Below are 25,737 nucleotides of genomic sequence, written 5' to 3' on the forward strand. Positions count from 1 at the left end.
CTGCTATTGCCTTGTTTTCACTTGCAGTTCTTCCCATGCGGTAGTGCCATCATTTTCCCGCACAAATACGTGTTCGGTGCTTTCGCCCAATACTATTTCTGCAGTGGTGTATACAAAGCATTCATGTAGCAAGTGGCCACCAATGGTAGTACCTGTTTCGTTGCTGATACTGAGGTGTACATGCGATCCATTTATGCTGCAGGTGCCTACAAGACTTACAATTTCAAAATGGCCGTTTTTCTTTTCTCCTTTTGGCTGATCGGCCATGCGGAGATGGTACTGCGTAAGGCTGCCTACACAGGTGATCACAAATGCAGCTTTGAGCTGATGCTGTTGCACATAGGCCTCAATACCTGCCTTTAAATCTTCGCCGGGTTTCAATCGAAAAGGATGTATTTGTAACATACGCCATAAGTATTGGTAGAAAAAATGCTGCAGCAAGCTACTGCTGAAAACGCAGACTACAGCAGCAGCTATCAAAAAGAACGGTCGCCTTTTTGAGTGGCGACCGCTTTGTACAAACATGATAGTTTATTGTCGTATCAAATTTCCGTTGACTTGCAATGTTGCACCTGGCCTTACTACCAGGTAAGCGCCGATAGAAATTGTTTGTGATCCGTTAAGTGTACACTGACCACCATTGATGATGATGTAATCGCCCTTAGGCAATGTAGCCGGTGGCAGCTGATTGTTTTGCCAATTGCCAGGATTGTTCCAATCGCCCCAGCCTAAAAATTGATACACTTTTGGCAGGGTAGAAAAGTTGACATCAATATTTTTAGCCGTATCTGATATAGAGGTTACGGTTACGGAGTTGCCGGGTGAAAACCATGTTTGATTGTAGTAACACTGCGATTGCCCGTTCTCCAAATTAAACTGCACACTGTAAGTACCGGGTGGCACTATGAGATAATAATAGGGATTGGTATTGTCGTGCCAGGTTTCGTATAGAGCGTTGCCAGGATTATTGTAATCGAATACGGTAATGTTTCCTCTTACTGGTACACCGTCTTTTATAAACGTACCCATGATAACTCCACCTCTGTGCAACGTTGCATTAATGTTTCTAACGGTATCCACACCAGATGCTACCTGCACTAAATCGGTCATCCAACCTACATGCTTTTGGTTGTAATAAGTTTTGATGTATCCTTTCGGATCCTCATTACTCCCAAACTGCACTACATAATTACCAACGTCTACGCTAATGTAATAGCGTCCATTGCCATCTGTTCTTCCATCGTATCCATTTCCGCCACCGTCAGGATAAATCTGTACTTGCATGTCTGCTATGGGATTGCTTTGTGCATCTACAACTCTACCTGTTACAACCGTTCCGGTTCGCACTGTAAAATTGACGTTGAATAAATTGCCCGACAGGTTGAATTGCACTTCTCCGGGTGTAACAATTAGGCCCATTAGCTGGCTATTAAAAGCATCAACAGGAATACGAACGTTTACATTGGTACCCGCTACAAGATTCGTATTGACAGTATAATAACCGGTAGCCGTAGTGAATGCATAAAATTCGCCGTTGTTGTCTGTTTGTACAGCTACTGCTACGTTGGCTTTGCCTACACCTCCTTGCGTTACCCTTCCGCTTACGCTATACGTTGGCGCCGACATAGCTGTTTCCTGATAAGAAGAGGTTGCCGAATCGGTTCCTGATTTTACTTTAAACACATAGTAAGACACGGGAAAGTACATACCAGCAATGGTTGTAGTAATGATGCCGTTGGCAATAGCATCATCATCGCCGGGTCCATCTGATCCCGGATCGCCATCCCGCTGTGGAAAGCCCACAAACAAAAAGTCGGTGCCGGCATCTATTACACCGTTGCTGTTTACATCTACCCACAATTCATTGTACACAACGGCGCCGTTTTGCAGGCCACCAATATTCCAGGTAAACGGAGCTCCTTGTGCCATTGAAGCACCATTGGCCAGTCCGTTTACGGTTATGGTAATGCTTGCATAACTGTTTGGCTTTGCCCAAAAAAGGAAGAAAAAAAGTTGCAATACTGCCAGCAAAAATGTGCCGGGCTTAACCATTGTCGTTCTCATTTCAGTCGTTTTATTTCACCAGGAAATAAACCTGAATATCCCTTAAGAACTGATGCAGATAAGGAGGTAATCAAGTCTGTTGTAAGACTGTATAAATATATTAAAACTTTTGCAGGTATAAGCTGGCAAAGCTCATGTTTACGGGCTTGTAGTACATGTACTACAAAGCGAAAAATTCATTGTAAACGGCACTGTATTCCCTTGTAAAAAAAGAGAAGTATTCAGGGTTGTGCTTTTGCAAGCACACCATCAAAAAATTGCACTTTATTTTGTTGTAAATAGTACATGCTACAGCGCAAAGCAACACAAGCAGCATTTAGTAAAAGCGAATAAAGTAATATAGAAACCGTTACCAAATAAACAGGCAATTCCAGTAGCTTGCAAACGAAGATTGCATGCCAATGGCAACAAAAAAAGGACGCTTTGTGCAAGCATCCAATCATCTGAATTCTTCAATACCTCTACATGCATCCACTCGGCAATAGTTTGGCCAACCCCGTATGGCATGCTCTTGGCACCGTGCAGCAGCATTTGAATGCAGGTAGCCAACAGCTTCGTTTTTTTGCGCCGGATGTAGCCCCATTTGCAGGCATGGAAAACTGGGATGCAGCGGCGCTGCATCATTTTGAAGCAAACATTCCTGCACAGCGGCGCATGTACCTCATGCAAGAAACCCCAGTCATCATTCCTGCTACTTTGCAGGTTCATTTAACTGTGCCCTTGTACCAAATGATTTGTGTGGATTTTCAACCCACCTTTCAAGAACATACATTGATACCACTTACCGAAGAGCATATACCACAAATGCTGGCACTAACAGCTCTCACCAAGCCGGGTCCTTTTTTGGCACAAACCATACAGTTTGGTGGTTATGTAGGCGTGTTTGATGGCGACCAGCTCATTGCCATGGGCGGCGAACGCCTGAAAGTACCGGGCTATACAGAAGTGAGTGCCATTTGCACCCATCCCGATTATCGCGGCAGGCACTTGGCCAGGTATATTTTATCGCAGGTAAGTCAGCAAATTATTCATCGTGGCGAAGTGCCTTTTTTGCACAGCCTTACTACCAACGTACCAGCACTCAAAGTGTATCAGCAACTGGGCTACCGCCTCAACAGACATATCTTTTTTGCGATTGTAGAAAAACAGTCCGGCTAAAATTGCCCTCTGAAACGGGCAACAAAAAAGGTCGTACAAGCTTGTACGACCTTTTTTCTTTTCGCTCCCCCTGCTGGACTTGAACCAGCGACCCTCTGATTAACAGTCACAGCATTATCCCTTCTCTTGTTTTCTGTTATTTTCTAACATATTGATTATCAATATTTATCTTCCCCTTTCTTTCCTTTATTACTACATTATTTAGCATTATTTCGTATCTTTCAGGTCACATTTGAGGTCACATTACCCAAATGTGACCTCAGCTATGCCTACACTCAACACCTCCGTCAGCTTCTTCCTCGACGCCTCCCGACCCAACGATGACGGCAAATGCCTCATCAAACTCAACCTTTACCACAAACCCAATAAGAAGCGCTATGCTACCCGCTTCCATGCCACCAAAGCGGAGTGGGAGAAAATCAACAGCCCAAACCTGCGGGATGAAGAACTCAAGAAGGTTAAGAAAGGGCTGGCCGACATCTTAGCCAAAGCAGAAAAAGTCATTGCCCGCCTGGAGCCATTCTCATTCGTGGCATTCGAGGAGGCTTTCTTCGACAAAACTGCAGGCCGACATTCCACCGCTTTAAAAGCATGGTTTGACAACTACATCGACCTACTCAAAGCCAAAGGGCAAATCGGCACTGCAGTTTCTTACAAAACCACGCTCAATTCTATCGAGGGCTACCGCAAACACCTCAGCCTGCACGATGTAACGCCAGCCTTTCTGCACGATTATGAAAGCTATTTGCTCAAAGATGGCAAGTCCATCAGCACGGTGGGCATTTACATGCGGCAGCTGAGGGCAATCATTAACCAGGCTATTGATGCCAATGTATTTCCTGCCGAACGCTACCCCTTCAAAAAGTACCAGGTACCTGCCGGCCGAAATGTCAAGAAAGCCCTGTCAGAAAAAGACCTCAACAAGCTGCTGACCTATCAGGCCACTTCACCCGATAAGCAGAAAGCCATCGATTTTTGGCTCTTTTCATACCTCTGCAACGGCATGAACTTTGCCGACATTATTGAGCTCAAACCAGAAAACATTTCAGGCGATTACCTGCACTTCATACGAGCCAAAACAAAACGCACCAAGAAGAAAGACCTCCGCCCCATTCGGGTTGGCCTCAATCCAAAAGCAGTGGAGATCATCCAGCGCCAACGCAATGAAAACCCGGCAAACCCTTACCTGTTCCCGGTACTGGAAGAAGGCTTATCACCAGTAACCATCAAACACCGGTGCCAGCGTTTCATCAAGTGGGTAAACAAGCACATGGACCTCATCCGCATAGAACTCGAAATAGACCAGAAAATCGGCACCTATGCAGCTCGTCACTCATTCTCCACGGTCCTCAAACGCAAAGGCGTTTCTACTGAGTTCATCAAAGAATCGCTGGGGCACAGTTCATTAGTAACAACTGAGAGTTATCTTGATAGCTTTACTGACGATGTGAAACTTCAATACGCCAACCTACTCACAGACCTCACATGAAAATTACCATACTCACCAGCATATTGAATGGAAATCTTAGACCCGCATTCAATACAAATGAAGGTTTCGATGATTTAACGGTCCATGCATTACAGAAAGCAACGCAGTATACCCCAAAAAATACCCTTGAGCTTTACCAACAGCTCACAACACTTTTACGTCATTTTCCTGAGTTGTTAAAGTATCTCAATGAAGAAAAGCTCTCAACTGCAAATCCGCTTATCCCCCATTTTTATCAGATAGATTTACCCAACCATAAAAACACCTATTCGCATTTTTATTACCTGCTGTACTTGCAGGAAACACTTAGGATATTTAATGTGGCGATTATCAAATTCATGCCCTTAAATCCTGTTCATCGGGAGTATAAAGTTCAGTTGTTACTCGATAGCATTAAATCGAACACAATTAGGTTATCTGAAGAGCTGAAAGAGCAAGGCATGCATGGCATTCCAAACGCCTCTGAGAATCCAATGCATTATGCCTTATATGTGGCCAAGTACTTAATGGTAGTCTTGTTCTTTGAGTTGCAAAATGTATTTCGACATGAGCTGACGGATAGAATAAACCCCAAGTTCTTTTTTCAGAACATCCTGCGGGAAGAATACAATCAAAACTTGCTCATTCCGGCAGCCCAATACTTTGAGCACAAACTTTCGATATTGATCAATTGCGGTACAGCAACAAAAGATGATTACTTATCGCTGCTAAAAGAATACCATACAGCTCCCAAAAAAGTGATTGAGGTACTCTCGAAAATTCACAATGCGATTTTCTTAAACGAAACCGAATCTTCTACGATCATCAATGAGACCATCAACAATCAGGATTTAATTGCTGCTGCCATTGAAAAAAAGAAAAGTGAACTTTCAAAGAGCATCAACGCCCATGCTTATGGATTTGAAAAACTAGAGGTTATCAATATGGCTCTGTCTAACCTCGAATATATTTTGGAAGAAGATACACACATACAATCTATTCCGGCACAGATTAAGTCCTGGCTAAAAAATCAACAGAAGGTCTATTTGTTAAATGCTAGTCAGTTGTTTGCAACCGACAGTGCCGTAACAGGTCCCAAAAAAGAAAAACCGCAAAAGACAATCGAACAGAAAAAGCAAATCGCATATGAGCACCTACGCATACTTAAAGGTGTAAATCGCAAAGGCGATAAAATAATGAGTGATGTACAATTCCAGTACATGATTGACGTCGTTTTTTTCCTTGTAGAGAAGGATTTTTTACCAAGTGAAATCAATCCAATTCCTTATACCAATATCTCGGCTGAGTTTATCAGATACACATTTTACTTGCTTCATTCAAATTTATTAGGCACACGTCCCATTCATGATTCTTGGATACAATGCCTTCACTTATTATTTACTCAATTCAAGGATGCAAGTACAAGTACAACCAAAAAGAAATTCTCTAAAAAACCGCCCAATTACGATGATGATATCTCCAAAATGAAATGGTGATTTTGGTGAGGTGACGTCACCTCTATTTCACCCTCTTCTTGTTTGCTCTTTTTGCTATCAATTCTTCACCGCAAAAAATTGATAGCAATGACAGACAATGCTCAAATCCTCGAAAAGCTCACCGAAATCGCTTCCAAGCTCGACGAGCAGAACCTCCTCCAGAAAACAGTCCTCAACTTCAATGAGGCTTGTAAGTACCTCGACGTTAGCCCTTCTCATCTCTATAAGCTAACCTCTACCAAGCAGGTGCCTCACTTCTGCCCGCAGGGCAAAAAGCTGTACTTCAAACGCATGGAGCTCGACAACTGGCTCCAGCGCAATCGCCAGGCTACTCCCGACGATCCCGAATCAGACGCCTCCGACCTCGTTATCCGTGGCCGCAAGTAATCCATTGTTCACTCACTCAAATCTTCAACATGGCTACTTGTACCGTCTGGAAAAACTTCAGCGAACCCGTCGAGAAAGTATCGCTTATCATGCTGGCAAAACGCCTCTCCGCAGATACCTACAAACAAGAGGTATCACAAATCCGTATGCGCATAGCAGAGGGCAAAAAAGAAGAAGCGCAACGCCTCAAGCAAAAACTGCCCGCCTTCACGCCCTCCGGTGTTTTCAACGAAAAAAGACTGAGCACACAGCTCGACATGTATTCGGGGTACATCCATCTCGACTTCGACAAACTATCCCCCGACACCCTTTCCAAAGCCTTTGAGGTCCTGATAGCAGACCCTCATACCTATCTGTCTTTTATCAGCCCCAGTGGCAATGGCCTCAAAGTGTTTGCCGAAGTGGATACCGGCCCCGAACAACATGAGACCACCTACCAGTATGTCCTGCATTACTATGAAAAATTAACAGGCCTCAAAGCCGACGAAAAATGCAAAGACATCACCCGCCTCTGCTTTGTAAGCTGGGACCCTGGCTTGTACCACAATATCTACAACCAGAAATTTCGATTGTCTGAAAGTAAAGCCTTGCCTGAAAAGCATTTCGAGCCTCCAGCTATGAAGCCAAACACTCCATGTTCATCTGATCAATACCTGCTCATTTTCCAACAACAAATTCTATTCACCAATCAAAAAGCCACTTACCAGGATGGCAACCGTAATAATTATGTCTATCTACTTGCTTCCAACTGTAACCGTGCAGGCATACCTCAGCTGGATGCTGCTGATCTTATTGCTGAACATTTTGATCTACCTGATCAGGAAATTCAGAAAGCCGTAAAAAGCGCCTATGCGCACCATAGTGCCGAATTTGCCCGTTATGCAAACACTGCAAAGCTGCAAACTCAGCAAACTAATACACATGTTCCAGAGAATGATGTCAATGAGGACTACCTGAAATCAACCCCAACATTGCCGGATGAAATCTTCGACACACTACCTGGCATTCTGGCGGCGGGCGCAGCTGCATTCTGCGATCGGCGCAAACGTGATGTATTCTTTACGGGTGCTATCGCCATCCTCAGCGGTTGTTTGCCCAAAGTCACCGGCATCTACCATCAGGAGAGAGTACACCCGCACCTTTTTACCTTCATCATAGCACCGGCTGCCAGTGGTAAAGGCGTGCTGAAAAATGCCAAACGCCTGGCCGACAAATACCACCAGCAGGTACTGGCGGCAAGCCGGGAGAAACAATCCCGCCATGAAGCCGAGATGGCCGATTACAAGCTCCAGCTCAATAAGCGACGCAAAGGCGATCCGCCACCAGAAAAACCTGTCACACCGCCATTTCGCATTGTTTTCATTCCGGCCGACAGTTCACATGCCCGCATGATTGAACACCTCCAAAACAATGGCGGGCAGGGTATCATTTGCGAAACCGAGGCCGACACCATGAGTGGAGCCAAAAAACAGGATTGGGGCGACTATTCCCCCGCCCTTAGGTCAGCATTTCATCACGAGAAAATCACCCTCACTCGCAAAACCAACAACGAATACATTGAAATAAACGACCCTCGACTGGCTGTGGCCCTATCAGGCACACCAGCCCAGGCACCCCGGCTCATCGCTTCGGCCGAAGACGGTCTCTTTAGCCGCTTTTTATTCTATGCGTTCAAAAATGAACTGGTTTGGCAGGACCCTTCGCCCAACAACCAAACCATTGTATATAATGATCACTTCGACCAACTGGCCGATGACGTGTTGGCCATGATTGGGTTCCTCGAACTATCGCCCACCGAAGTGCAGCTTTCTCCCCAGCAGTGGCAGCAGCTCAATACTGCTTTCGCAGGTATTCTGGCCGATGTCGCCACTTTCACAGGTGAAGATGCAGCAGGCGTGGTGTTCAGGTTGGGCCTGGTACTTTTCAGGCTGTGCATGATTTTCACGGCCATGCGCAAAGCGGAAAACGCCGAAATAACGCCGACAATGTACTGCGCCGACCAAGACTTTCAGAATGCGTTGGCCATAGTACAAACCTACCTGCAGCACAGCCTCCTCATGTTCAACAACCTGCCCAAAAAAAGCGAAGCCACCCAGTTCAAAAAAGGCGATAGTAAACGCAAATTTTTTGAGGCTTTGCCCCAGGGCTTTAGCCGTCAGCAAGCCGTTGAAACTGCCAAACTCTTTCAGCTTTCTGCCCGTACAGTGGATGAAATCCTGCACAATGCCACTGGTAAAACCTTGTATAAACTAAAGGCTGGTTCATATCAAAAGTGTAGTTTGCAATTTTGAAAGTAAGGGCAACAACCTTTCATTTCTTTGCTTACTTTCGCCGCAATGAAATTTTTTGCCTTTATAATGAGCATTTACCTTTTGGTGCTGTCATGCCTTCCGTGCATTGATAGACAGGAGTGTAATATAAAGGCTGAGCAAAAATTTTCTGTTACTTCACAGCATCAACATCCACAAGATACAGACGAAGCGTGTACTCCTTTTTGCAGTTGCTCCCATTGTCCGCCATCCGCTTTTTACCAGCCTGTTGCTCATAACAATATAGCCACAGCGGTATTTCAATCCCTGAAATATCCTATTTATAATTCTTCCTTTTCTACAGAGGTTTCTTTTTCTATTTGGCAACCGCCTAAAATAGCCTAATTACATCTTTTATTGAATTTTCTGCATTGCCGTTGAATAGGCCTGTGCTGCATTTTTAATTTATCCTTTTCCCATTCCATAATGGCATAAGTAAAAAAGTCCAAAAAGGCTAAGCAGCCATTGGCAATAAGAGTAATTAAGTTCATTGTTATAGTCCTGTGTTGTGTCATTCTTTTAGCAGCCATTGCGGAGAGGATTGTTCATTATTTCAGGTATATAACCAAATAGAAAAAATCAATGTTTCAAAAAGTAATTCAGTTCTCCATAAAAAACAAATTAGTAGTGGGAGCTTTTACATTGGCTCTCATTATTTGGGGCGTTATATCCGCTATACAGTTGCCTATTGATGCAGTGCCCGACATCACAAACAACCAGGTACAGGTAATTACACAAGCCCCAACATTGGGTGCTCAGGAAGTAGAACAATTCATTACCACTCCGGTTGAGTTGGCAATGGCCAACATTCCCAATGTAATTGAAAAGCGGAGCATTAGTCGTAGTGGTATTTCGGTAATCACTATTGTGTTTAAAGACAATGCCGACATCTACTGGGCAAGACAGCAGATAAATGAACGGCTTAAAGAAGCAGAAGCACAAATTCCGAAAGGATTGGGTGAACCCTCGTTAGCACCTATCACTACTGGATTAGGCGAAATATACCACTACATCATTCATGCAAAAAAAGGATATGAAAACAAATACACCGCTACTGATTTGCGTACTATTCAGGATTGGATTGTCCGCAGGCAGTTAGCTGGTACAGAGGGTTTAGCAGAAGTGAGCGGCTGGGGTGGCTATGTAAAGCAGTATGAAATTGCTTTGGATAACGAAAAGCTCAATGCAATGAATATTACCATTCCTGAAATTTATAAAGCATTAGAGAGCAACAACGAAAACACCGGAGGCAGCTACATAGAGCAACGAAGCAATGCCTACTTCATTCGTGGTTTGGGATTGGTAAAATCGTTGAGTGATATTGAGAAAATTGTGGTGAAGAATGTAAACGGAATACCCGTTTTAATCCGTGATGTAGCAACAGTACAGTTTGGTACTGCCACCCGTTACGGAGCAGTTACAAGAAACGGTGAGGGCGAGGTAGTGGCAGGTATTACACTCATGCTCAAAGGCGAAAACTTTGCACAGGTAATTGCCAACGTAAAACAGCGAATGGTACAAATACAAAAATCATTACCTGAAGGTGTAGTAATAGAACCATTTATTGACCGTACAGAATTAGTAAACAGGGCAATGGGTACGGTAGAAAAGAACCTGATTGAAGGAGGATTGATTGTAATATTTATACTGGTATTGCTCTTAGGTAATTTAAGGGCGGGTCTTATTGTAGCTTCTGTAATTCCTTTAGCCATGCTTTTTGCTGTTATACTTATGAATCTTTTTGGTATAAGTGGCAACTTGATGAGTTTAGGAGCTATTGACTTTGGGTTAATTGTAGATGGTGCAGTAATCATAGTAGAAGCAATCGTTCACAGAATTTATATGAGCAAGCATCACCATATCGGTGTACCTAAACTTTCTCAATCACAAATGGATGATGAAGTGTTTGAAGCAGCATCAAAAATTAGAAGTAGTGCTGCATTTGGGGAAATTATCATTTTAATCGTTTACCTGCCACTGTTTGCATTAGTAGGTATCGAAGGTAAAATGTTTAAGCCAATGGCTCAAACAGTTGCTTTTGCAATTTTAGGAGCATTCATACTTTCATTAACGTATGTACCCATGATGAGTGCCTTATTTCTAAGTAAAAAGACTGCACATAAAAAAAATATTTCTGACAGAATAATTGCCTTCTGTCAAAAACTTTATGCACCAATGCTTAATTGGGCTTTACGGTGGAAGAAAACTATAGTGCTTGTAATGGTTGTACTGTTTACAGGGAGCTTAATACTCTTTAACAGCTTAGGTGGTGAGTTTATACCCACATTGGAAGAAGGCGACCTCACTGTTGAAATAAGGATGGAACAAGGTACATCATTAACACAGGTGGTAGAAACATTCAGCAAGGCAGAAAAAATATTAAAGGATAAATTCCCCGAAATAAGACAGGCGGTAACAAGGATAGGAAGTGCAGAAATACCTACCGACCCTATGCCCATCGAAAGAGGCGATATGATGCTTTCCATGAAGCCGAAAGAAGAATGGACATCGGCAAATACCCGTGAGGCAATGATGGAAAAAATGGAAGAAGCCCTAAGTATTTTGCCGGGGGTTAATGTTGAAATAACACAGCCTATGCAGATGCGTTTTAATGAACTCATTACAGGCATCAAACAGGATGTGGCAATAAAAATTTATGGTTCCGATTTGGAAATCCTGAGTGCACAGGCAAATAAAGTGGCAGGGCTTATCAAAAATGTAAAAGGAGTAAGTGAGCCCTTCGTAGAAAAAGTAAGTGGACTGCCTCAAATACAGGTGGAATACAATCGTGATAAAATTGCCCAATACGGGTTAACCATCAGCGATGTAAACATGGTGCTGAAAACTGCTTTTGCAGGAAATGTTGCAGGTGTGGTGTTTGAAGGGGATAAACGATTTGATATGGTGGTGCGGTTACAAAAAGATTTGCGTAAAGATTTCAGTAACATTGAAAATCTCTATGTGCCATTGCCATCTGGAAATAAAGTGCCTATTAACCAGGTAGCAGATATTTCATTTAAAACGGCTCCGGCACAAATAAGTCATGAAGATGGGCAACGCAGAATTTTTGTAGGCTTCAATGTGCATGGTCGTGATGTTGAAAGTACAGTAGAAGAAATACAACCTATTTTAGATGCAAATCTTAAACTTCCTGCTGGTTATTATTACTCTTATGGCGGTCAGTTTCAAAATCTGAATGAAGCAAAAGCAAGATTAGGCATTGCAGTTCCTGTAGCCTTATTGCTCATTTTAGTATTGCTCTACATCACATTCAAAAGTGTAAAACAATCCTTCCTCATATTTACAGCCGTACCATTATCTGCCATTGGTGGCATCATCGCATTGTGGTTAAGGGGAATGCCATTCAGTATTTCTGCAGGTGTTGGTTTCATTGCCTTATTTGGTGTTGCAGTGTTAAATGGTATTGTACTGATAGGTTATTTCAACCAGTTAAAAGAGGAAGGCATTACCGACATATACGAAAGAGTAAGAAAAGGAACAGCAGTAAGGTTGCGTCCGGTAATAATGACGGCAGCAGTTGCTTCATTAGGCTTTCTGCCTATGGCACTTTCTACAGGTGCAGGTGGCGAAGTGCAAAAGCCATTAGCAACCGTAGTTATTGGCGGTTTAATAACAGCCACATTTTTAACCTTATTGGTATTGCCGGCACTATACATCCTATTCAATACTAAAATCAATTTCAAATTAAATAAAATGAAGAAGGTAAAACTACCCGGCAATACAACGGCTGTACTGTTGCTGTTTATATTCATCAGTTTGTTTGCAGAAAAATCTTATGCACAAGGCAATCAAAAAACATTGCAGGAGTGCATTGATGTAGCATTAAAGAATAACCTGCAAATGAAAGTGGCAGACCTAAATATTCTGCAATCGCAAGCACTGCAAAAAACAGGCTTCAATCCTGATAAAACAAACCTGCAACTCACACAAGACCCCACCAGTGGAGGCAACATTGACAACAGCATCGGCATTACTCAAACCATAGCATTTCCTACAGTATATGCCAATCAAAACAAATTACTGAAACAGGAAACTTTATTAGCACAAAAATCAAAGACGCTATCACAGAATGAAATAATAAAAGAAGTAACCGAAGCATACTACAATCTTGTGTATGGCTTGCAAAAAGTAAAACTGTTACAGCAGCAGGATAGCATATACAGCAATTTCTTAAAAAGGGCTACACTGCGTTTCAATACCGGTGAAACAAACCAGTTGGAAAAGATGCAGGCTGAAAGCAGGTATAAAGAAAACCAGTTGCAGTTAAAACAGGCAAACACTTCCGTAAACAGTTATCAACTGGCATTGCAAAAATGGGTGAACACTACGGAACAAATTATCCCCAAAGAAAATGAGTTGGCAAAACTGCCTGATGTTTTTATGGCTGATACGGCTGCTTTACAATCAAATCCTTTAATACAGTATTACAATCAAAAACTGAATGTAAATACAGCACAGGTTAAAGTTGAAAAAAGCAAACTATTACCCGATTTGAATGTGGGTTATTTTCATCAAATGCTAATCAAAAGTTTTGACCCTGCAAAAATCAACCGTGATTATTTCAATGGTACACGGATAGCAGGTTTTCAGGTAGGCATTGGCGTGCCTTTATTTTTTGGTGCTCAAAAGGCAAAAATAAAAGCAGCACAAATAAACACTACAGCTATTGAAACAGAGAAACAGCAAACGCTGCTATACCTGCAAAGCAATTATCTTATGCAGTACAATGAATATCTCAAAGCAAAAGAGGGACTGCAATACTACGAAACCACAGGTTTGAAACAGGCAGATGATATTATCCGTATTTCAAATACGGCATATAACAAAGGTGAAATAGGTTACATGGAGTATATCCAAAATCTACAGACCGCTATCAATACAAAACTGCAATACACAGATGCCATAAACCAGTTCAATCAGTCCATCATATTGTTAAACTACTTAAAAGGAAACCAATAAAATGAAGTCAAGTAATATAAAATCAATCATAGCATTTGCAGTATTTGTAAGTGCAATCAGTTTTTCTTCCTGCAAGCAGGGGAATAAAACGGAAACAAAGGAAGCGGCTAAGACAGAAGAAGAACACAAAGCGGCAATAGAGATTTCGGAGGAGCAAATGAAAGCCGTAGGCATTGAGTTAGGTACAATAGAAATGAAAAACCTGAACAGTGTGGTAAAATCAAGCGGTCAATTAGAAGTACCGCCACAAAACAAAGCTGATGTAAACTCTTTGGTGCCGGGTATCATTAAAAAAATAATGGTGCTGGAAGGTAGCTATGTTCGCCAGGGGCAAACATTGGCAGTATTGGAAAACACAGATATAGTGAGGATGCAACAAGATTATCTTACACTCAAAAAAGAATTTGTTTATACACAGCAGGAGTATCAACGTCAAAAAGATCTCAATACCGAAAGTGCTGGTACTGGTAAGGTATTTCAACAGGCGGCATCAAAATATGAAACAGATAAAGCAAGACTGCAAGGAATGGAAACACAATTACAGCAATTGAACATCAGCCCTGCATCCGTAGTAAATGGTAAATTTGTAAGCCAAATTCCAATTAATGCACCCATCAGTGGTGTCATAGGTCATATACGAATTAAGACCGGCAGCTATGTAGATATGCAAACCTCCCTGATGGATATTGTAGATAATTCGCAGGTGCATTGCGATTTGCAGGTGTACGAGAAAGATTTGTTTAAAGTAAAGGATGGACAAAAAGTTGAATTTATTCTTACCAATCAAAACAACAAGCAAATCACAGGTACTATATACGGCATCAACCAATCATTTGAAAACGAAAATAAATCCGTAATTGTACACGCCAAAATTAGCAATGCAGGCAGCATCAAATTATTGCCCGGCATGTATGTATCTGCATTGATTAATGTAGGTAATCAAACAGTACAGGCTGTTCCTGTTGATGCAGTGGTAAATGCAGAAGGTAAAACCTTCATCTTTATAGTAAGTGGGGAGGAAGAAAACACAGAAGAAAAAGGGCCTAATGAAAAGAGTGAAAAAGCTATCGGTGCCAATCCTGAAAAAAGTATCCGGTTTAAAAAGGTTGAAGTAATTACAGGCGTAACAGAATTAGGCTATGTAGAAATAACACCGCTTGAAGAAATGCCTAAAGATGCGATGATAGTTACCAAAGGTGCTTTCTATGTTCTATCAAAAGCAGCAGGGGGCGAAGAAGAATAATAAAAGTATATTATGACAAACACAACACAATTCTCCGTTGTTCAAAGAATACCGAAAAATGAAGTTTTAAACATAAAAAAATAAAAATCAATGAAAAATGTAAATCAACTTATGCAAGAAATAATCTCAATCTCTTCAACGATTGAATCAGATTATCCTGAACTATACAAATATTTGGATGAAACTCCCTTCAAGATTTGTGAAACCAATAAAAATGAAATCTGTATTTCAGATTTAGAAGAATACCTTAAAACCCTTAAGGAACAACTTAAGGATTACATTTCCTCGCATAATAAAATAAATGGGATAAAATGATAAATACAGATCCAAATCATGTTCATACCTACAATGCAGAAGGAAAGATTACTTGCTGTACTTTAGAAGATAGAGTGTACGGTAAAGCCGGTGCAGATAATTTGTTACATGGAGTAAATCCAGATGACAGTAAGCCTGTTCAAAAAACAGAAATAGCTGAAAGTAGTATACTCAAACAATATCTTCCGGCTATCATCAGTTTTAGTATGCTGCTTATTGGCATTGCCGCAGATAATTATTTCAAACCTGCATTCTTTACGGGCTATGTTCGCCTTGTTTGGTATGCAATGGCCTACCTGCCAGTTGGCTTTCCTGTAATAAAAGAAGGTTGGGAAGCTATTCTTAAAAAGGAGTTCTTTACAGAGTTCACACTCATGGTATTGGCAACTGTTGGTGCTTTCGCCATCGGACAATATCCCGAAGGCGTGGCGGTAATGTTATTCTATGCCATTGGTGAATTGTTTCAAAGTGCAGCAGTAAATAGAGCAAAGAGCAACATCAAAGCCCTACTGGATGTAAGACCATCTTCTGCCAGTGTTTTACGAAATAGTAAGTATGAAGAAACAAAGCCCGAAGAAGTTCAAATAAACGAAACCATACAAATTAAAGCTGGTGAAAAAGTACCATTGGATGGCGAAATGTTGAGTGATGGAAGCAGCTTTAATACAGCAGCACTTACAGGAGAAAGCAAACCAAAATCCATTTATAAAGGCGAACAGGTATTGGCAGGTATGCTAAACCTTGATAAAGTTGTTGAACTGAAAGTAACCAAAAAATTTGCCGACAGTTCTCTTGCACGAATTTTAGAAATGGTACAAAATGCAACAGCCCGAAAAGCAAAAACAGAACTGCTGATAAGGAAGTTTGCAAAAATTTATACACCCATTGTTTTCTTTTTAGCGGTAGCGTTGGTCATAATTCCCTACTTCGTTGTAAGCGATTATGTATTTACCCAATGGCTATACAGGGCTTTAATTTTCTTGGTTATCAGTTGCCCATGTGCATTGGTTATCTCAATTCCGTTGGGCTATTTTGGCGGCATTGGTGCAGCTTCCAAAAACGGTATTTTATTTAAAGGCTCAAATTATCTGGAGCTAATGACAAAAGTAAATACCGTTGTACTGGATAAAACAGGCACACTCACAGCAGGTGTATTTAAAGTGCAGGAAATTGTTACCAATGGTATGGATAAAACAGCGTTCATAAAAACGTTGGCTGCATTAGAAAGCAAATCCACACACCCTATTGCCAAAGCCATAGCCGAATATGAAAAGAACGAAACACAGATTTATCAGGCAGAGGATGTAGTAGAAATTTCCGGGCATGGTTTAAAAGGAAAAGTAAATGGCAAAGAAGTGTTGGCGGGCAATACCAGGCTGTTAAATAAATTCGGTATTTGGTACGATACGAAATTGGATGAAATTGTAGAAAGCATAGTGGTAGTCGCCATAAATAATGAATATACAGGTTATGTGCTCATTGCCGATGAAGTAAAAGAAGATGCACAGGAAGCCATTAAGCAAATGCATTTGAACGGCATTACTCAGATTGTAATGCTCAGTGGCGACAAAAATGCAATCACTCAAAAAGTGGCAAAGCACATTGGTATTGATACAGCCTTTGGCGATTTATTACCCGAAAACAAAGTGCAGAAAGTAGAGGAATTAAAGCAGGACACAACAAAAATTATTGCCTTTGTGGGTGATGGTATCAACGATGCTCCCGTATTGGCATTAAGCGATCTTGGTATTGCAATGGGGGCAATGGGCAGCGATGCAGCCATTGAAACAGCTGATGTGGTAATACAAACCGATCAGCCTTCAAAAATAGCCACCGCCATTAAAATTGGCAAAGCCACCCGCAGCATTGTTATTCAGAATATCGTTCTGGCATTTGCCGTAAAAATTATTGTATTGGCTTTGGGCGCAGGTGGTATAGCCACCATGTGGGAAGCTGTGTTTGCTGATGTAGGTGTAGCCTTGATGGCAATACTAAATGCAGTAAGAATACAAAGAATGAAATTTGTTTTATAATACTTCCTCCAATGCCAACAACTTCAACCTTACGGAACTTTTCAAAGTCCTTTCAGGAAAGATGTTTAACATGGTCAAGTTCCAGCAACGAAAGGAAACCGTTATAGAGTTAACTACCGAACAATGGCAGCAATTGAACCAACATTGTGAGGTACGGCTGAACCAAGTGACCATGTTCACAGTCGAGGAAGCCGCCAGTATTGGTAAACGCCTGGGCTTGACTCTGTATCGCATGTTCATGATTTTTACTTCCCTCCGCAAGTTCGAGTACGATGAAGCAGCCACTCGGCTTGTTTGCACCGATGAAGATTTTATTACCGCCCTGCGGTTGGCAGAAATCTAACTACACCACAGCCTGCTCATGTTCAACAACCTGCCCAAACAGGCCGAAACCATTCACTTCAAGGGTGGCGACAATAAGCGCCGGTTCTTTGAAGCCTTGCCGGCCGAATTTACCCGACAACAAGCCACCGAGCTGGGCACCCAATTCAAATTGGCTCCCCGCACTGTCGACGACATACTTAAAAATGTATTGGGGAATGGAGTAGAAAAACTGAAAGCTGGACACTACAGGAAAGTAAAGCTATTTTCCTAGTGATTGTATATATCACCAAACTGCGTTTCAATGTAAATCACCTGAAATGTATCATTCAACCGTATGCCTAAGAAAGGTAGATTATTCCCTGTGGCTCTAAACACAGTGAGCTCGGTGACATCTGGAGTCAAAATACTGGGCTTAAGTTGCGGCTTTATCTGCTTTACAGGAATCTTTTCTGTGCCAAAGGAATGTCTCCCTGACTTATCGATTTCCTTCCATCCAAGTTCACCTAGTTTTTGCATCCTTTCCAAAAACTCGATAAAAAAAGAGGCATCGTTACATTTAAGATAAGAACAAGGCTGTAGGTACTTAAAACAAAAAACCGGATAGCGATGCTCCGGTTGTTTCATATTGGGCTTATCCTCAACTTTTTTAATCTTTTTACTCATCAACCAAGCCTTTGAAATAATCTCGCATCAAACTCAAATCGATCACCTTGTGTGCAGTGTTGAACGCTTCAGTCCAAGGACGCTCTGCATGAGTCATTTCCATGAGCCTAATCGCACTGAACTTACCATATTCATGCATTACCTGATTAAACATGTCCTCTGTTGCATTATCTAGTTGGATAATAGAGGCATCAGTACTTTCAAATGTTATTGGACCGCTACCAAAGTCTTTATATTGATGGTAAACCTCAGGAACTACTGGGCCGTACATCCATGCCTCAATTGTTTCTTCAAAAAGTGGCTGATCAAAAAAGGCCAAATGATACCCTTGTACATAGTACAGCAACTTTTGAACCTTTAAGTTAGTAACTATTTCCCCCTTTTCAGGGTCACTTAAAGTGGCAACAATTTTTTGGGCAATATTGATGGCAGGTATACTCATTAACGGTAGCAGCTAGCGAAGGTAACAAACTTGTACTAAATTTATAGTACATAGCAGAAGATTCAAATCTTGTTAACCCCTTTGCACTCTTTGCAAACTTTGCAATCCTTGCAATTATATAGCCCTGCAATGGGCCTGCCTTCTCCCCCCGTCAGCCTATACCCTTACTTTCCTTACACTTTTGTCATACTAAAACCTGACGAATAAACAACTATTGTCAGGCTTTAACCTTACTTTTGCCCGTACAAAGTCAGGCTTTAACCTTACAGTATGGACAAACAAAAGCTCCAGTTACAACAGCTCAACTATAAGCTCAGCCAGTTTTCAACGGCTGCACAAGTAGTACCACCACCCACCGGATGGCTCAAAGCCACCCGGCTGGCCCTTGGCATGTCCCTCCAGCAGCTGGCCTCCAAAATGGGCATTACCAAACAAAGCATGCAGGAGGTTGAAAACCGGGAGAAAGAAGGTGCTATCACCCTCAAAGCCCTCAGAGAAGCTGCCGCTGCCCTCGATATGCAGCTGGTATACGGTCTGGTACCCAAAGATGGCTCCCTCGATGCCCTCATCGAACGCAGAGCCCGTGAACTGGCCTCCCAAATCGTTGCCCGCACCTCTCAATCCATGCGCCTCGAAGACCAGGAAAACAGCAACCTGCGCATTCAGCAAGCCATCGAAGAACGTACTGCATTACTCATTGCCGAAATGCCGAAAGCACTATGGGATTAATACTCGACTATGAAGATGGGCAAACACCCCTCGATGAAGACGAAAAAGAAGGCTTGCTCATTCCGACCATTGCCACCCGGGCCGAACTCGATGAATTTGAACAGCAAAACATCGAACATGCCATCCAGTGGACCTTTGGCAGGCGCCTACGGGTGGACACCATCTTGTCCGAAGACTTCATAAAAGCCATGCACAAACGCATGTTTGGCGAAGTATGGGCCTGGGCAGGCGAGTTTCGCCACAGCAACAAAAACATTGGCGTAGACAAATGGCTAATCGCCACCGAACTCAAAAACCTGCTCGACGATGCCGGGTATTGGATTCAAAACAACACCTACCCGCCCGATGAGTGGGCAATACGCTTCAAGCACAGGCTCGTAAGCATCCACTGCTTTAGCAATGGCAATGGCCGCCACAGCCGCCTCATGGCCGATGTACTCATCGAAAAAGTGGCCGGGCTCCCGGTATTCACATGGGGCCGTAGCTATCCCGCCACCACCGCTGCCCGTACTGCATACCTCCAAGCCATGAAATCAGCCGATTTACACGATATTCAACCTTTACTAATCTTTGCCAGAGCCTGAAAAACAAAAGAATATAGCCAAAGACAACTCAACGACCAGTTTAACCCAATTATTATGAATATGTTTTTCCCCTAATTTAGAGAACGTAATAACCGTTAGGGTATTACATTATTTCACATTCACTCAAAACCAAACACCCACGCATGGAACAAACACTCATGCTCAACAGCATTCCATTTTCCACACCCACAACCTCACTTACTTGCTCATTCTACACCAATCGCCAAGAGGGCTTTTCCTCCATCTACATTTCAGATGAGCTCATTCCTCTTTTAAACGGCTACAGGCCCGACCCCTCTATCCCAGAGTCTCGTTGGCTGTATACAGACTTTCAGCAACCCAGAGAAGGCGCCATTCTTGCCAGCATCAACCTTACAGAGCACATCCAGTTTGCAGAGCATTACTACCGCTATCTCATCAGCACCTATTTCCGTTCCGTTGCCCCTGTTATGCGGCGCAGTTTCACAAAAGATGTAGAAGTATGGCTTCTCGATACCACTTCCCATCACCCGGAGTATGATCAATATTACCTGTTCACACTGATAGTACAGCACAACACAGAGGGCTTACCTATGCTCACCATTGCCTATGATGGTCGTTCAAGAATCCTGAAAAAATCAATGCAGGATTGTAATATTGATACACTGCTCAATCCTTGGATGCTCTACAAAGGCTTCCTCTATAAGTGGGGTACATCATTACCCGATGAGGCTATGCTTCACTTAGAGGAAGTGTATCCACTGCTCAGCAACCAACTGGGTACAGAACTCGAAATAGTTTTTCCTGCTCGAGAAACAATCAACCGCTATCCGCTTTACTACAAGCTCATCCAGGGCTTTTATGCCAAATACCTCAATCAGCCCGATTTTCTTAACATCATTCCGCTTTCCCCAAAAGGTTTCATCATCAAAACAAGACAAGAACATGAAATAATTTCCGGCGAAGCAGGCATGTTAGAATACGGTGAAAAAAACCTTGGGTTGGAGCCCAAGTATGACCTGAAATCTTATGGCCCTTATGCCACCATACCAAAGCCACAGAATGTAAAACTGTTTTTCATCTATCAAAAGGGCGACGAACCCTATGTACAACGCCTGAAAGATGCCTTCGATAATGGAATTGGCGCTGCCAAAGGCATTAAGGAATACATCAAGGTAGTGTATACCTACAAAGACGAATGGAACATCAGCTTCACACATGTTTCCGATGCAGTAAAAACATGCTTAGATGCATTAAAAAATAGACAAAAAGAGCTGGGGGTGAAATACCTGATTATCTATATAAGCCCTATCGGAAAAATGGAAAAACACAATCCCGAGCACCTGCGTACCTATTACAGGCTGAAGGATATGTTCCTGTTTTACGAATACCAGTCGCAGGTCATTTTCAAAAACAACATCGTAAAATCTAACTTCCAATATTTCCTGCCAAACATTATGGTAGCCATGCTGGCAAAATTAGGTGGCGTACCCTGGCGGCTCAATCGTACCCCTGCCAATGAGCTCATTGTAGGCATTGGAGCAGCCTATGTAAAACATGCCAAATCAAGAATGCTTGGCTCTGCATTCTGCTTCGATAACGAAGGCAAGTTCCAACACTTCAATGCCTTCCCGGCAGACAATACCAAATCCCTTGCAGGCTCTATTCACGATGCCGTCGTCAACTTTACCAATCGAAATCCAAATGCTACCCGGCTCATTATTCATTTCTACAAAGTCATAAGCAAAGCAGAGCTAAAACCCATCCTCGATACATTGTATGCACTCGATGTTTCTATACCAGTCATTGTATTAACCATCAACCGTACCGCCAGTAAAAACATATTGGCTTTCGATATCTCCGACCCTTCTAAAAACTTAATGCCCTATAGCGGCACCTATGTACAAATTGCCGAACGGCAATATTTACTCTTCAACAACGCCCGTTACAAAGAAGATTCCGTACCTGGTAAAAAGGACTATAAGTTTCCGGTGAAAATCAAAATCACCAGTACCCAATTGGAGTTACTGAACGACCCTGAGCTGATAAAATTGCTCCTCGATCAGGTGTACCAATTTAGTCGCATGTATTGGAAAAGCATCAGCCAGCAAAACATGCCTGTTACCATTATGTACCCCGAAATGGTAGCAGAAATTTTTCCTTACTTCAAGAATCCCGTCCTTACCGATTTTGGCAAAGAATCATTATGGTTCCTCTAAACAATTAGCGATAAACCTTCACTATAAGAATAAAAGATGCTGTGCTATTAAAAAACAGATTCACTCGGAACCTCTTTTCCAATAAATGTTTCGCCATGCCAAACATAAAAGGAAGCTACCGGTCTGAGCTTATCGAAAGCTGCACCATGCATGACTTTCGGTGGATACCAGCACAACATTTTAAAAATATAGTTTGCAATCGATGCTTATTAGCGTAAGGCAATTGAAGATGCACTCATGATTGGTATGAGAGCCTCCATGCTTATCAGGTTGTAAAACATCTGTTCGCTTTAAAGCAGTCAAATCCTCAAATGACAAGACCATCCGCATGCCAATTACAACACATTGATAATCAACAGATAAGCAGTGCTCCAGTTTTTTTATATATTTCTATCGAACAAATGCATATACTTTTGTTTGTGCATCTACACATGAAAAAGTTCATAACAGCCATTTTAGCCTTGCTGTACCTGAGCACCGCTTCGGGTGCTACAGTGCACATGCACTATTGCATGGGCGAGTTGGCCAATTGGGGCGTGTTGATGCACAATGACGAGGATACATGCAGCAACTGCGGCATGGAAAAGTCAGCAAAAAATGATAACGGTTGCTGCAAAGACGAACACAAATTCATCAAAAATGACAACGACCAAAAAGCCGTTGAATCATTTATAAGCAATCTTTCTGCACAGGCAATCGACCTCCCCGTTAGTTTCCCACCGCTCCACAATGTAGCGGTAGTTTCAATTTGTGAAATCCACCCTGTAAGCAATGCTCCTCCCCGAAGTAATAGCATTGCCGTTTACATCCTCAACCGTACTTTCCTGATTTAAGACTGGCTATTTTCTTTCTGCCGGGCATGAATATGCCGGGCTATCGGCATTTCTGTATGCCCAACCTTCCTTTTGTACACTTCAAAAAACAAAACAATGAAATCATTTAAAATGCTGATGATGGCAGCTTTAACCATCATTTCTATATCTGCCATTGCACAGGAAAAAGCCGGCAAAAAAGATACCAATACTCATTCCACGTTTTATTCATGCACGATGCACGATACCGTAGCAATGAAAAAACCAGGCAATTGTCCCGTTTGTGGAATGAAGTTGCAAACTTCAACTAAAGAACAAATGAAAGCGGAGATTACCAGGCAATATACATGCCCCACTCACCTTACAGTACAAAGCAATAAGGCGGGTAAATGCAACAAATGTGGGGCAGACCTAACCTTGTCCCCCAAAGAAAAAATGAAAATGGAAGCAGTTAAAGCCTATACCTGCCCCATGAAATGCGAAGCTGACAAAACCTACGATAACCCCGGCAAATGTCCCAAATGCGGAATGGGTTTAAAGGAAAAAAAGGAAGATCATTCAAATCACAATCATTAATCACCAGAAAACTTAGAAACAATGAAAGCAATATTCTTTTCGATAGTAGTTTTTTCAGCGATCCTCTTTTCAGCATGTAATGGCAGCGCACCCAAAAACGAGCATGAAGGCCATAGCATGAATAATGATACTACTACTCAGCATGTTTCATCAACCGATACCGCTGATGTTAAAACAGTTACAGCAGCTTTTACCAACATAGATGCACAAGCAGCAGCAAGCATCAAAGAAATGGTAAACCACTATCTCCACATCAAAAACGCATTGGCCAATGACAATGCAGCCGACGCCGCCACCGCAGCAAAAGCATTGGAAAATGCAATTGGTAAGCTCGATAAATCATTATTGACTGCCGAGCAAAAAACCGCCTACGATGCCAACGAAGCAGAACTAAGCGAACACGCTGAGCATATTGCCAAAAATGCCGACAACATAAAGCACCAACGCTTCCACTTTATTCAATTGAGCGAAGTAATTTACCTGCTGGTAAAAAATTTCGGTGCAGGCAGGCCGCTCTACCACGACCATTGTCCAATGGCAAGGGACAACCAGGGTGCTATGTGGTTGAGTGAAACCAAAGAAATCAATAACCCCTATTTCGGTGCCCAAATGCTCAAATGCGGCACGGTAGAAGAAATCATTCATTAATGATTAATCAAAAATCATGGTTCAAAAATTAATTGAACTGGCGTTACGCAACAGGCTGATTGTCTTGCTCTTTGCAGGCGGCCTGTTTGCGTACGGCCTTTACTCCGTAAAGCAAAACCCTATCGACGCTATTCCTGACCTGAGTGAAAATCAAGTCATTGTATTTACGGAGTGGATGGGACGAAGTCCGCAGGTAATAGAAGATCAGGTAACCTATCCCTTGGTAAGCAACCTGCAGGGTATTCCTAAAATAAAAAACATCCGGGGATCATCCATGTTCGGGATGAGTTTTGTGTATGTGATTTTTGAAGAGAACGTCGACATCTATTGGGCAAGAACACGGGTGTTGGAACGATTAAATTTTGCTCAACGATTACTGCCCCAGGGCGTTACTCCAACCTTAGGCCCAGATGGCACAGGTGTAGGTCACGTCTTCTGGTATCACCTTGATGCACCCAAAATGGACTTAGGCGAACAAAGAGCCTTACAGGACTGGTACATCAAGTTTGCCTTGCAAACAGTAACCGGTGTGGCCGAAGTAGCATCCTTTGGAGGTTTTGAAAAACAATACCAATTAGTAGTAGACCCTGTGAAACTGCAGTATTACAACATCTCACTGATGGATGTAATGAACAAGGTCAAGGCGAACAACAACGACGTAGGGGGCCGAAAATTTGAAATGGCAGATATGGCCTATATCATTCGTGGCCTTGGCTACATTAAAAACAAAGAAGATGTCGAAAACATTGCTCTGGCCAATTACAACGGCATTCCTGTAAGGGTAAAAGACATCGGATCAGTACAAATGGGTGGCGATTTGCGCTTAGGCATTTTTGATATGGATGGAAAAGGTGAGGTAGTAGGTGGCATCGTAGTGATGCGTTACAATGAAAATGCCAACAAAGTCATTGAAGCAGTAAAAGCAAAAATAAAAGAAGTTGAGAAGGGATTGCCCGAAGGAGTCACTTTCAAAACCTCCTACGACCGCAGCACTCTGATTCAGGAAGCTATTGACTCTGTAAAGGGAACATTGATTGAAGAAATGATAGCCGTTTCAGTTATTGTACTCATTTTCCTGTTCCATTGGCGCAGCGCCGTTATCATTCTTATTCAGTTGCCCATATCTGTGGCTGCAGGCTTCATTTTTCTGGAAATGTTTGGCATTTCGTCTAACATCATGTCCTTAACCGGTATTGCATTAGCTATTGGTGTAGTAGTTGATGATGGCATTGTAATGGTTGAAAATGCCTACCGGCACATTAGTGAAGCACAAATAGCAAAAATTAACTCATCCGACAAAGCGTAAAT

General features: G+C 42.3%; 23 protein-coding genes. 18 read left to right on the forward strand and 5 right to left on the reverse strand.

Annotation, left to right across the window (positions count from 1 at the left end):
• Positions 1-3: 3 nt before the first annotated feature.
• On the reverse strand, positions 4-405 hold the full coding sequence (locus V7Q13_RS09100) for a PPC domain-containing DNA-binding protein (protein WP_333800366.1): 402 nt from the start codon (positions 403-405) through the stop codon (positions 4-6).
• 126 nt (positions 406-531) lie between these two features.
• Positions 532-2,064 carry a carboxypeptidase-like regulatory domain-containing protein gene (locus V7Q13_RS09105; protein ID WP_333800367.1) on the reverse strand — a complete coding sequence of 511 codons (1,533 nt, stop codon included), beginning with the start codon at positions 2,062-2,064 and terminating at the stop codon, positions 532-534.
• A gap of 465 nt (positions 2,065-2,529) precedes the next feature.
• On the opposite strand from V7Q13_RS09105, the gene V7Q13_RS09110 reads away from it, so the two are divergent.
• The 11 genes from V7Q13_RS09110 (at position 2,530) to V7Q13_RS09155 (ending at position 17,796) form a co-directional block, all read left to right on the forward strand.
• Positions 2,530-3,222 carry a GNAT family N-acetyltransferase gene (locus V7Q13_RS09110; RefSeq protein ID WP_333800368.1) on the forward strand — a complete coding sequence of 231 codons (693 nt, stop codon included), beginning with the start codon at positions 2,530-2,532 and terminating at the stop codon, positions 3,220-3,222.
• Between the two features lie 265 nt (positions 3,223-3,487).
• On the forward strand, positions 3,488-4,711 hold the full coding sequence (locus V7Q13_RS09115) for a site-specific integrase (RefSeq protein ID WP_333800369.1): 1,224 nt from the start codon (positions 3,488-3,490) through the stop codon (positions 4,709-4,711).
• Entirely contained in the window at positions 4,708-6,186 is a 1,479-nt protein-coding gene (locus V7Q13_RS09120; protein WP_333800370.1) for a hypothetical protein, read from the forward strand. Before V7Q13_RS09115 ends, V7Q13_RS09120 begins: the two co-directional genes overlap by 4 nt.
• A gap of 87 nt (positions 6,187-6,273) precedes the next feature.
• Positions 6,274-6,573, forward strand: coding sequence for a helix-turn-helix domain-containing protein (locus tag V7Q13_RS09125; protein WP_333800371.1), 300 nt, complete (start codon positions 6,274-6,276; stop codon positions 6,571-6,573).
• 29 nt (positions 6,574-6,602) lie between these two features.
• Entirely contained in the window at positions 6,603-8,864 is a 2,262-nt protein-coding gene (locus V7Q13_RS09130; RefSeq protein ID WP_333800372.1) for a DUF3987 domain-containing protein, read from the forward strand.
• A 45-nt stretch (positions 8,865-8,909) separates the two neighbouring features.
• The gene (locus V7Q13_RS17420; protein WP_416440049.1) at positions 8,910-9,227 is read left to right on the forward strand and encodes a DUF6660 family protein; all 318 of its coding nucleotides are present in this window, start codon (positions 8,910-8,912) and stop codon (positions 9,225-9,227) included.
• Between the two features lie 237 nt (positions 9,228-9,464).
• Positions 9,465-13,862 (forward strand): CusA/CzcA family heavy metal efflux RND transporter, encoded by a 4,398-nt coding sequence (locus tag V7Q13_RS09135; RefSeq protein WP_333800373.1) that lies wholly within the window; start codon positions 9,465-9,467, stop codon positions 13,860-13,862.
• 1 nt (position 13,863) lies between these two features.
• Entirely contained in the window at positions 13,864-15,105 is a 1,242-nt protein-coding gene (locus tag V7Q13_RS09140; RefSeq protein ID WP_333800374.1) for an efflux RND transporter periplasmic adaptor subunit, read from the forward strand.
• 90 nt (positions 15,106-15,195) lie between these two features.
• Positions 15,196-15,420 (forward strand): hypothetical protein, encoded by a 225-nt coding sequence (locus tag V7Q13_RS09145; protein WP_333800375.1) that lies wholly within the window; start codon positions 15,196-15,198, stop codon positions 15,418-15,420.
• Complete coding sequence (locus V7Q13_RS09150) at positions 15,417-17,453, forward strand: heavy metal translocating P-type ATPase (protein ID WP_333800376.1); 2,037 nt, start codon at positions 15,417-15,419, stop codon at positions 17,451-17,453. Before V7Q13_RS09145 ends, V7Q13_RS09150 begins: the two co-directional genes overlap by 4 nt.
• The gene (locus tag V7Q13_RS09155; RefSeq protein WP_333800377.1) at positions 17,443-17,796 is read left to right on the forward strand and encodes a DUF3987 domain-containing protein; all 354 of its coding nucleotides are present in this window, start codon (positions 17,443-17,445) and stop codon (positions 17,794-17,796) included. Before V7Q13_RS09150 ends, V7Q13_RS09155 begins: the two co-directional genes overlap by 11 nt.
• Here the strand turns inward: V7Q13_RS09155 and V7Q13_RS09160 are convergent, their stop codons facing one another.
• Genes V7Q13_RS09160 through V7Q13_RS09170 form a run of 3 tightly spaced genes read right to left on the reverse strand, consistent with a single transcriptional unit; the run spans position 17,797 to position 18,882 of the window.
• On the reverse strand, positions 17,797-18,021 hold the full coding sequence (locus V7Q13_RS09160) for a hypothetical protein (protein ID WP_333800378.1): 225 nt from the start codon (positions 18,019-18,021) through the stop codon (positions 17,797-17,799). It lies immediately after the preceding gene.
• A 23-nt stretch (positions 18,022-18,044) separates the two neighbouring features.
• On the reverse strand, positions 18,045-18,440 hold the full coding sequence (locus V7Q13_RS09165) for a hypothetical protein (protein WP_333800379.1): 396 nt from the start codon (positions 18,438-18,440) through the stop codon (positions 18,045-18,047).
• Complete coding sequence (locus V7Q13_RS09170) at positions 18,433-18,882, reverse strand: Panacea domain-containing protein (RefSeq protein WP_333800380.1); 450 nt, start codon at positions 18,880-18,882, stop codon at positions 18,433-18,435. The genes V7Q13_RS09165 and V7Q13_RS09170 overlap by 8 nt, the downstream gene beginning before the upstream one ends.
• 270 nt (positions 18,883-19,152) lie before the next feature.
• On the opposite strand from V7Q13_RS09170, the gene V7Q13_RS09175 reads away from it, so the two are divergent.
• The 7 genes from V7Q13_RS09175 (at position 19,153) to V7Q13_RS09205 (ending at position 25,735) form a co-directional block, all read left to right on the forward strand.
• Positions 19,153-19,611 carry a mobile mystery protein A gene (locus V7Q13_RS09175; protein ID WP_333800381.1) on the forward strand — a complete coding sequence of 153 codons (459 nt, stop codon included), beginning with the start codon at positions 19,153-19,155 and terminating at the stop codon, positions 19,609-19,611.
• The gene (locus tag V7Q13_RS09180; protein ID WP_333800382.1) at positions 19,602-20,195 is read left to right on the forward strand and encodes a mobile mystery protein B; all 594 of its coding nucleotides are present in this window, start codon (positions 19,602-19,604) and stop codon (positions 20,193-20,195) included. Before V7Q13_RS09175 ends, V7Q13_RS09180 begins: the two co-directional genes overlap by 10 nt.
• Positions 20,196-20,338: 143 nt before the next feature.
• Positions 20,339-22,393 (forward strand): Piwi domain-containing protein, encoded by a 2,055-nt coding sequence (locus tag V7Q13_RS09185; protein WP_333800383.1) that lies wholly within the window; start codon positions 20,339-20,341, stop codon positions 22,391-22,393.
• Positions 22,394-22,824: 431 nt separating this feature from the next.
• Positions 22,825-23,226, forward strand: a complete 402-nt coding sequence (locus V7Q13_RS09190) for an HYC_CC_PP family protein (RefSeq protein WP_333800384.1) — start codon at positions 22,825-22,827, stop codon at positions 23,224-23,226.
• A 96-nt stretch (positions 23,227-23,322) separates the two neighbouring features.
• Entirely contained in the window at positions 23,323-23,781 is a 459-nt protein-coding gene (locus tag V7Q13_RS09195; RefSeq protein WP_333800385.1) for a heavy metal-binding domain-containing protein, read from the forward strand.
• Positions 23,782-23,898: 117 nt separating this feature from the next.
• Positions 23,899-24,429, forward strand: a complete 531-nt coding sequence (locus tag V7Q13_RS09200; protein WP_333800386.1) for a DUF3347 domain-containing protein — start codon at positions 23,899-23,901, stop codon at positions 24,427-24,429.
• 16 nt (positions 24,430-24,445) lie between these two features.
• Positions 24,446-25,735: an efflux RND transporter permease subunit gene (locus V7Q13_RS09205; RefSeq protein WP_333800387.1), complete on the forward strand. Its 1,290-nt coding sequence runs from the start codon at positions 24,446-24,448 to the stop codon at positions 25,733-25,735.
• Positions 25,736-25,737 lie beyond the last annotated feature (2 nt).

Source organism: Phnomibacter sp. (assembly GCF_036803085.1).
GTDB lineage: Bacteria > Bacteroidota > Bacteroidia > Chitinophagales > Chitinophagaceae > Phnomibacter.

Bases quoted from the DNA above. Each gene is read 5' to 3' on its own strand.
- V7Q13_RS09100 (WP_333800366.1), bottom strand. From the start codon at position 405: ATGTTACAAATACATCCTTTTCGATTGAAACCCGGCGAAGATTTAAAG.
- V7Q13_RS09105 (WP_333800367.1), bottom strand. From the start codon at position 2,064: ATGAGAACGACAATGGTTAAGCCCGGCACATTTTTGCTGGCAGTATTG.
- V7Q13_RS09110 (WP_333800368.1), top strand. From the start codon at position 2,530: ATGCATCCACTCGGCAATAGTTTGGCCAACCCCGTATGGCATGCTCTT.
- V7Q13_RS09115 (WP_333800369.1), top strand. From the start codon at position 3,488: ATGCCTACACTCAACACCTCCGTCAGCTTCTTCCTCGACGCCTCCCGA.
- V7Q13_RS09120 (WP_333800370.1), top strand. From the start codon at position 4,708: ATGAAAATTACCATACTCACCAGCATATTGAATGGAAATCTTAGACCC.
- V7Q13_RS09125 (WP_333800371.1), top strand. From the start codon at position 6,274: ATGACAGACAATGCTCAAATCCTCGAAAAGCTCACCGAAATCGCTTCC.
- V7Q13_RS09130 (WP_333800372.1), top strand. From the start codon at position 6,603: ATGGCTACTTGTACCGTCTGGAAAAACTTCAGCGAACCCGTCGAGAAA.
- V7Q13_RS17420 (WP_416440049.1), top strand. From the start codon at position 8,910: ATGAAATTTTTTGCCTTTATAATGAGCATTTACCTTTTGGTGCTGTCA.
- V7Q13_RS09135 (WP_333800373.1), top strand. From the start codon at position 9,465: ATGTTTCAAAAAGTAATTCAGTTCTCCATAAAAAACAAATTAGTAGTG.
- V7Q13_RS09140 (WP_333800374.1), top strand. From the start codon at position 13,864: ATGAAGTCAAGTAATATAAAATCAATCATAGCATTTGCAGTATTTGTA.
- V7Q13_RS09145 (WP_333800375.1), top strand. From the start codon at position 15,196: ATGAAAAATGTAAATCAACTTATGCAAGAAATAATCTCAATCTCTTCA.
- V7Q13_RS09150 (WP_333800376.1), top strand. From the start codon at position 15,417: ATGATAAATACAGATCCAAATCATGTTCATACCTACAATGCAGAAGGA.
- V7Q13_RS09165 (WP_333800379.1), bottom strand. From the start codon at position 18,440: ATGAGTAAAAAGATTAAAAAAGTTGAGGATAAGCCCAATATGAAACAA.
- V7Q13_RS09170 (WP_333800380.1), bottom strand. From the start codon at position 18,882: ATGAGTATACCTGCCATCAATATTGCCCAAAAAATTGTTGCCACTTTA.
- V7Q13_RS09175 (WP_333800381.1), top strand. From the start codon at position 19,153: ATGGACAAACAAAAGCTCCAGTTACAACAGCTCAACTATAAGCTCAGC.
- V7Q13_RS09180 (WP_333800382.1), top strand. From the start codon at position 19,602: ATGGGATTAATACTCGACTATGAAGATGGGCAAACACCCCTCGATGAA.
- V7Q13_RS09185 (WP_333800383.1), top strand. From the start codon at position 20,339: ATGGAACAAACACTCATGCTCAACAGCATTCCATTTTCCACACCCACA.
- V7Q13_RS09190 (WP_333800384.1), top strand. From the start codon at position 22,825: ATGAAAAAGTTCATAACAGCCATTTTAGCCTTGCTGTACCTGAGCACC.
- V7Q13_RS09195 (WP_333800385.1), top strand. From the start codon at position 23,323: ATGAAATCATTTAAAATGCTGATGATGGCAGCTTTAACCATCATTTCT.
- V7Q13_RS09200 (WP_333800386.1), top strand. From the start codon at position 23,899: ATGAATAATGATACTACTACTCAGCATGTTTCATCAACCGATACCGCT.
- V7Q13_RS09205 (WP_333800387.1), top strand. From the start codon at position 24,446: ATGGTTCAAAAATTAATTGAACTGGCGTTACGCAACAGGCTGATTGTC.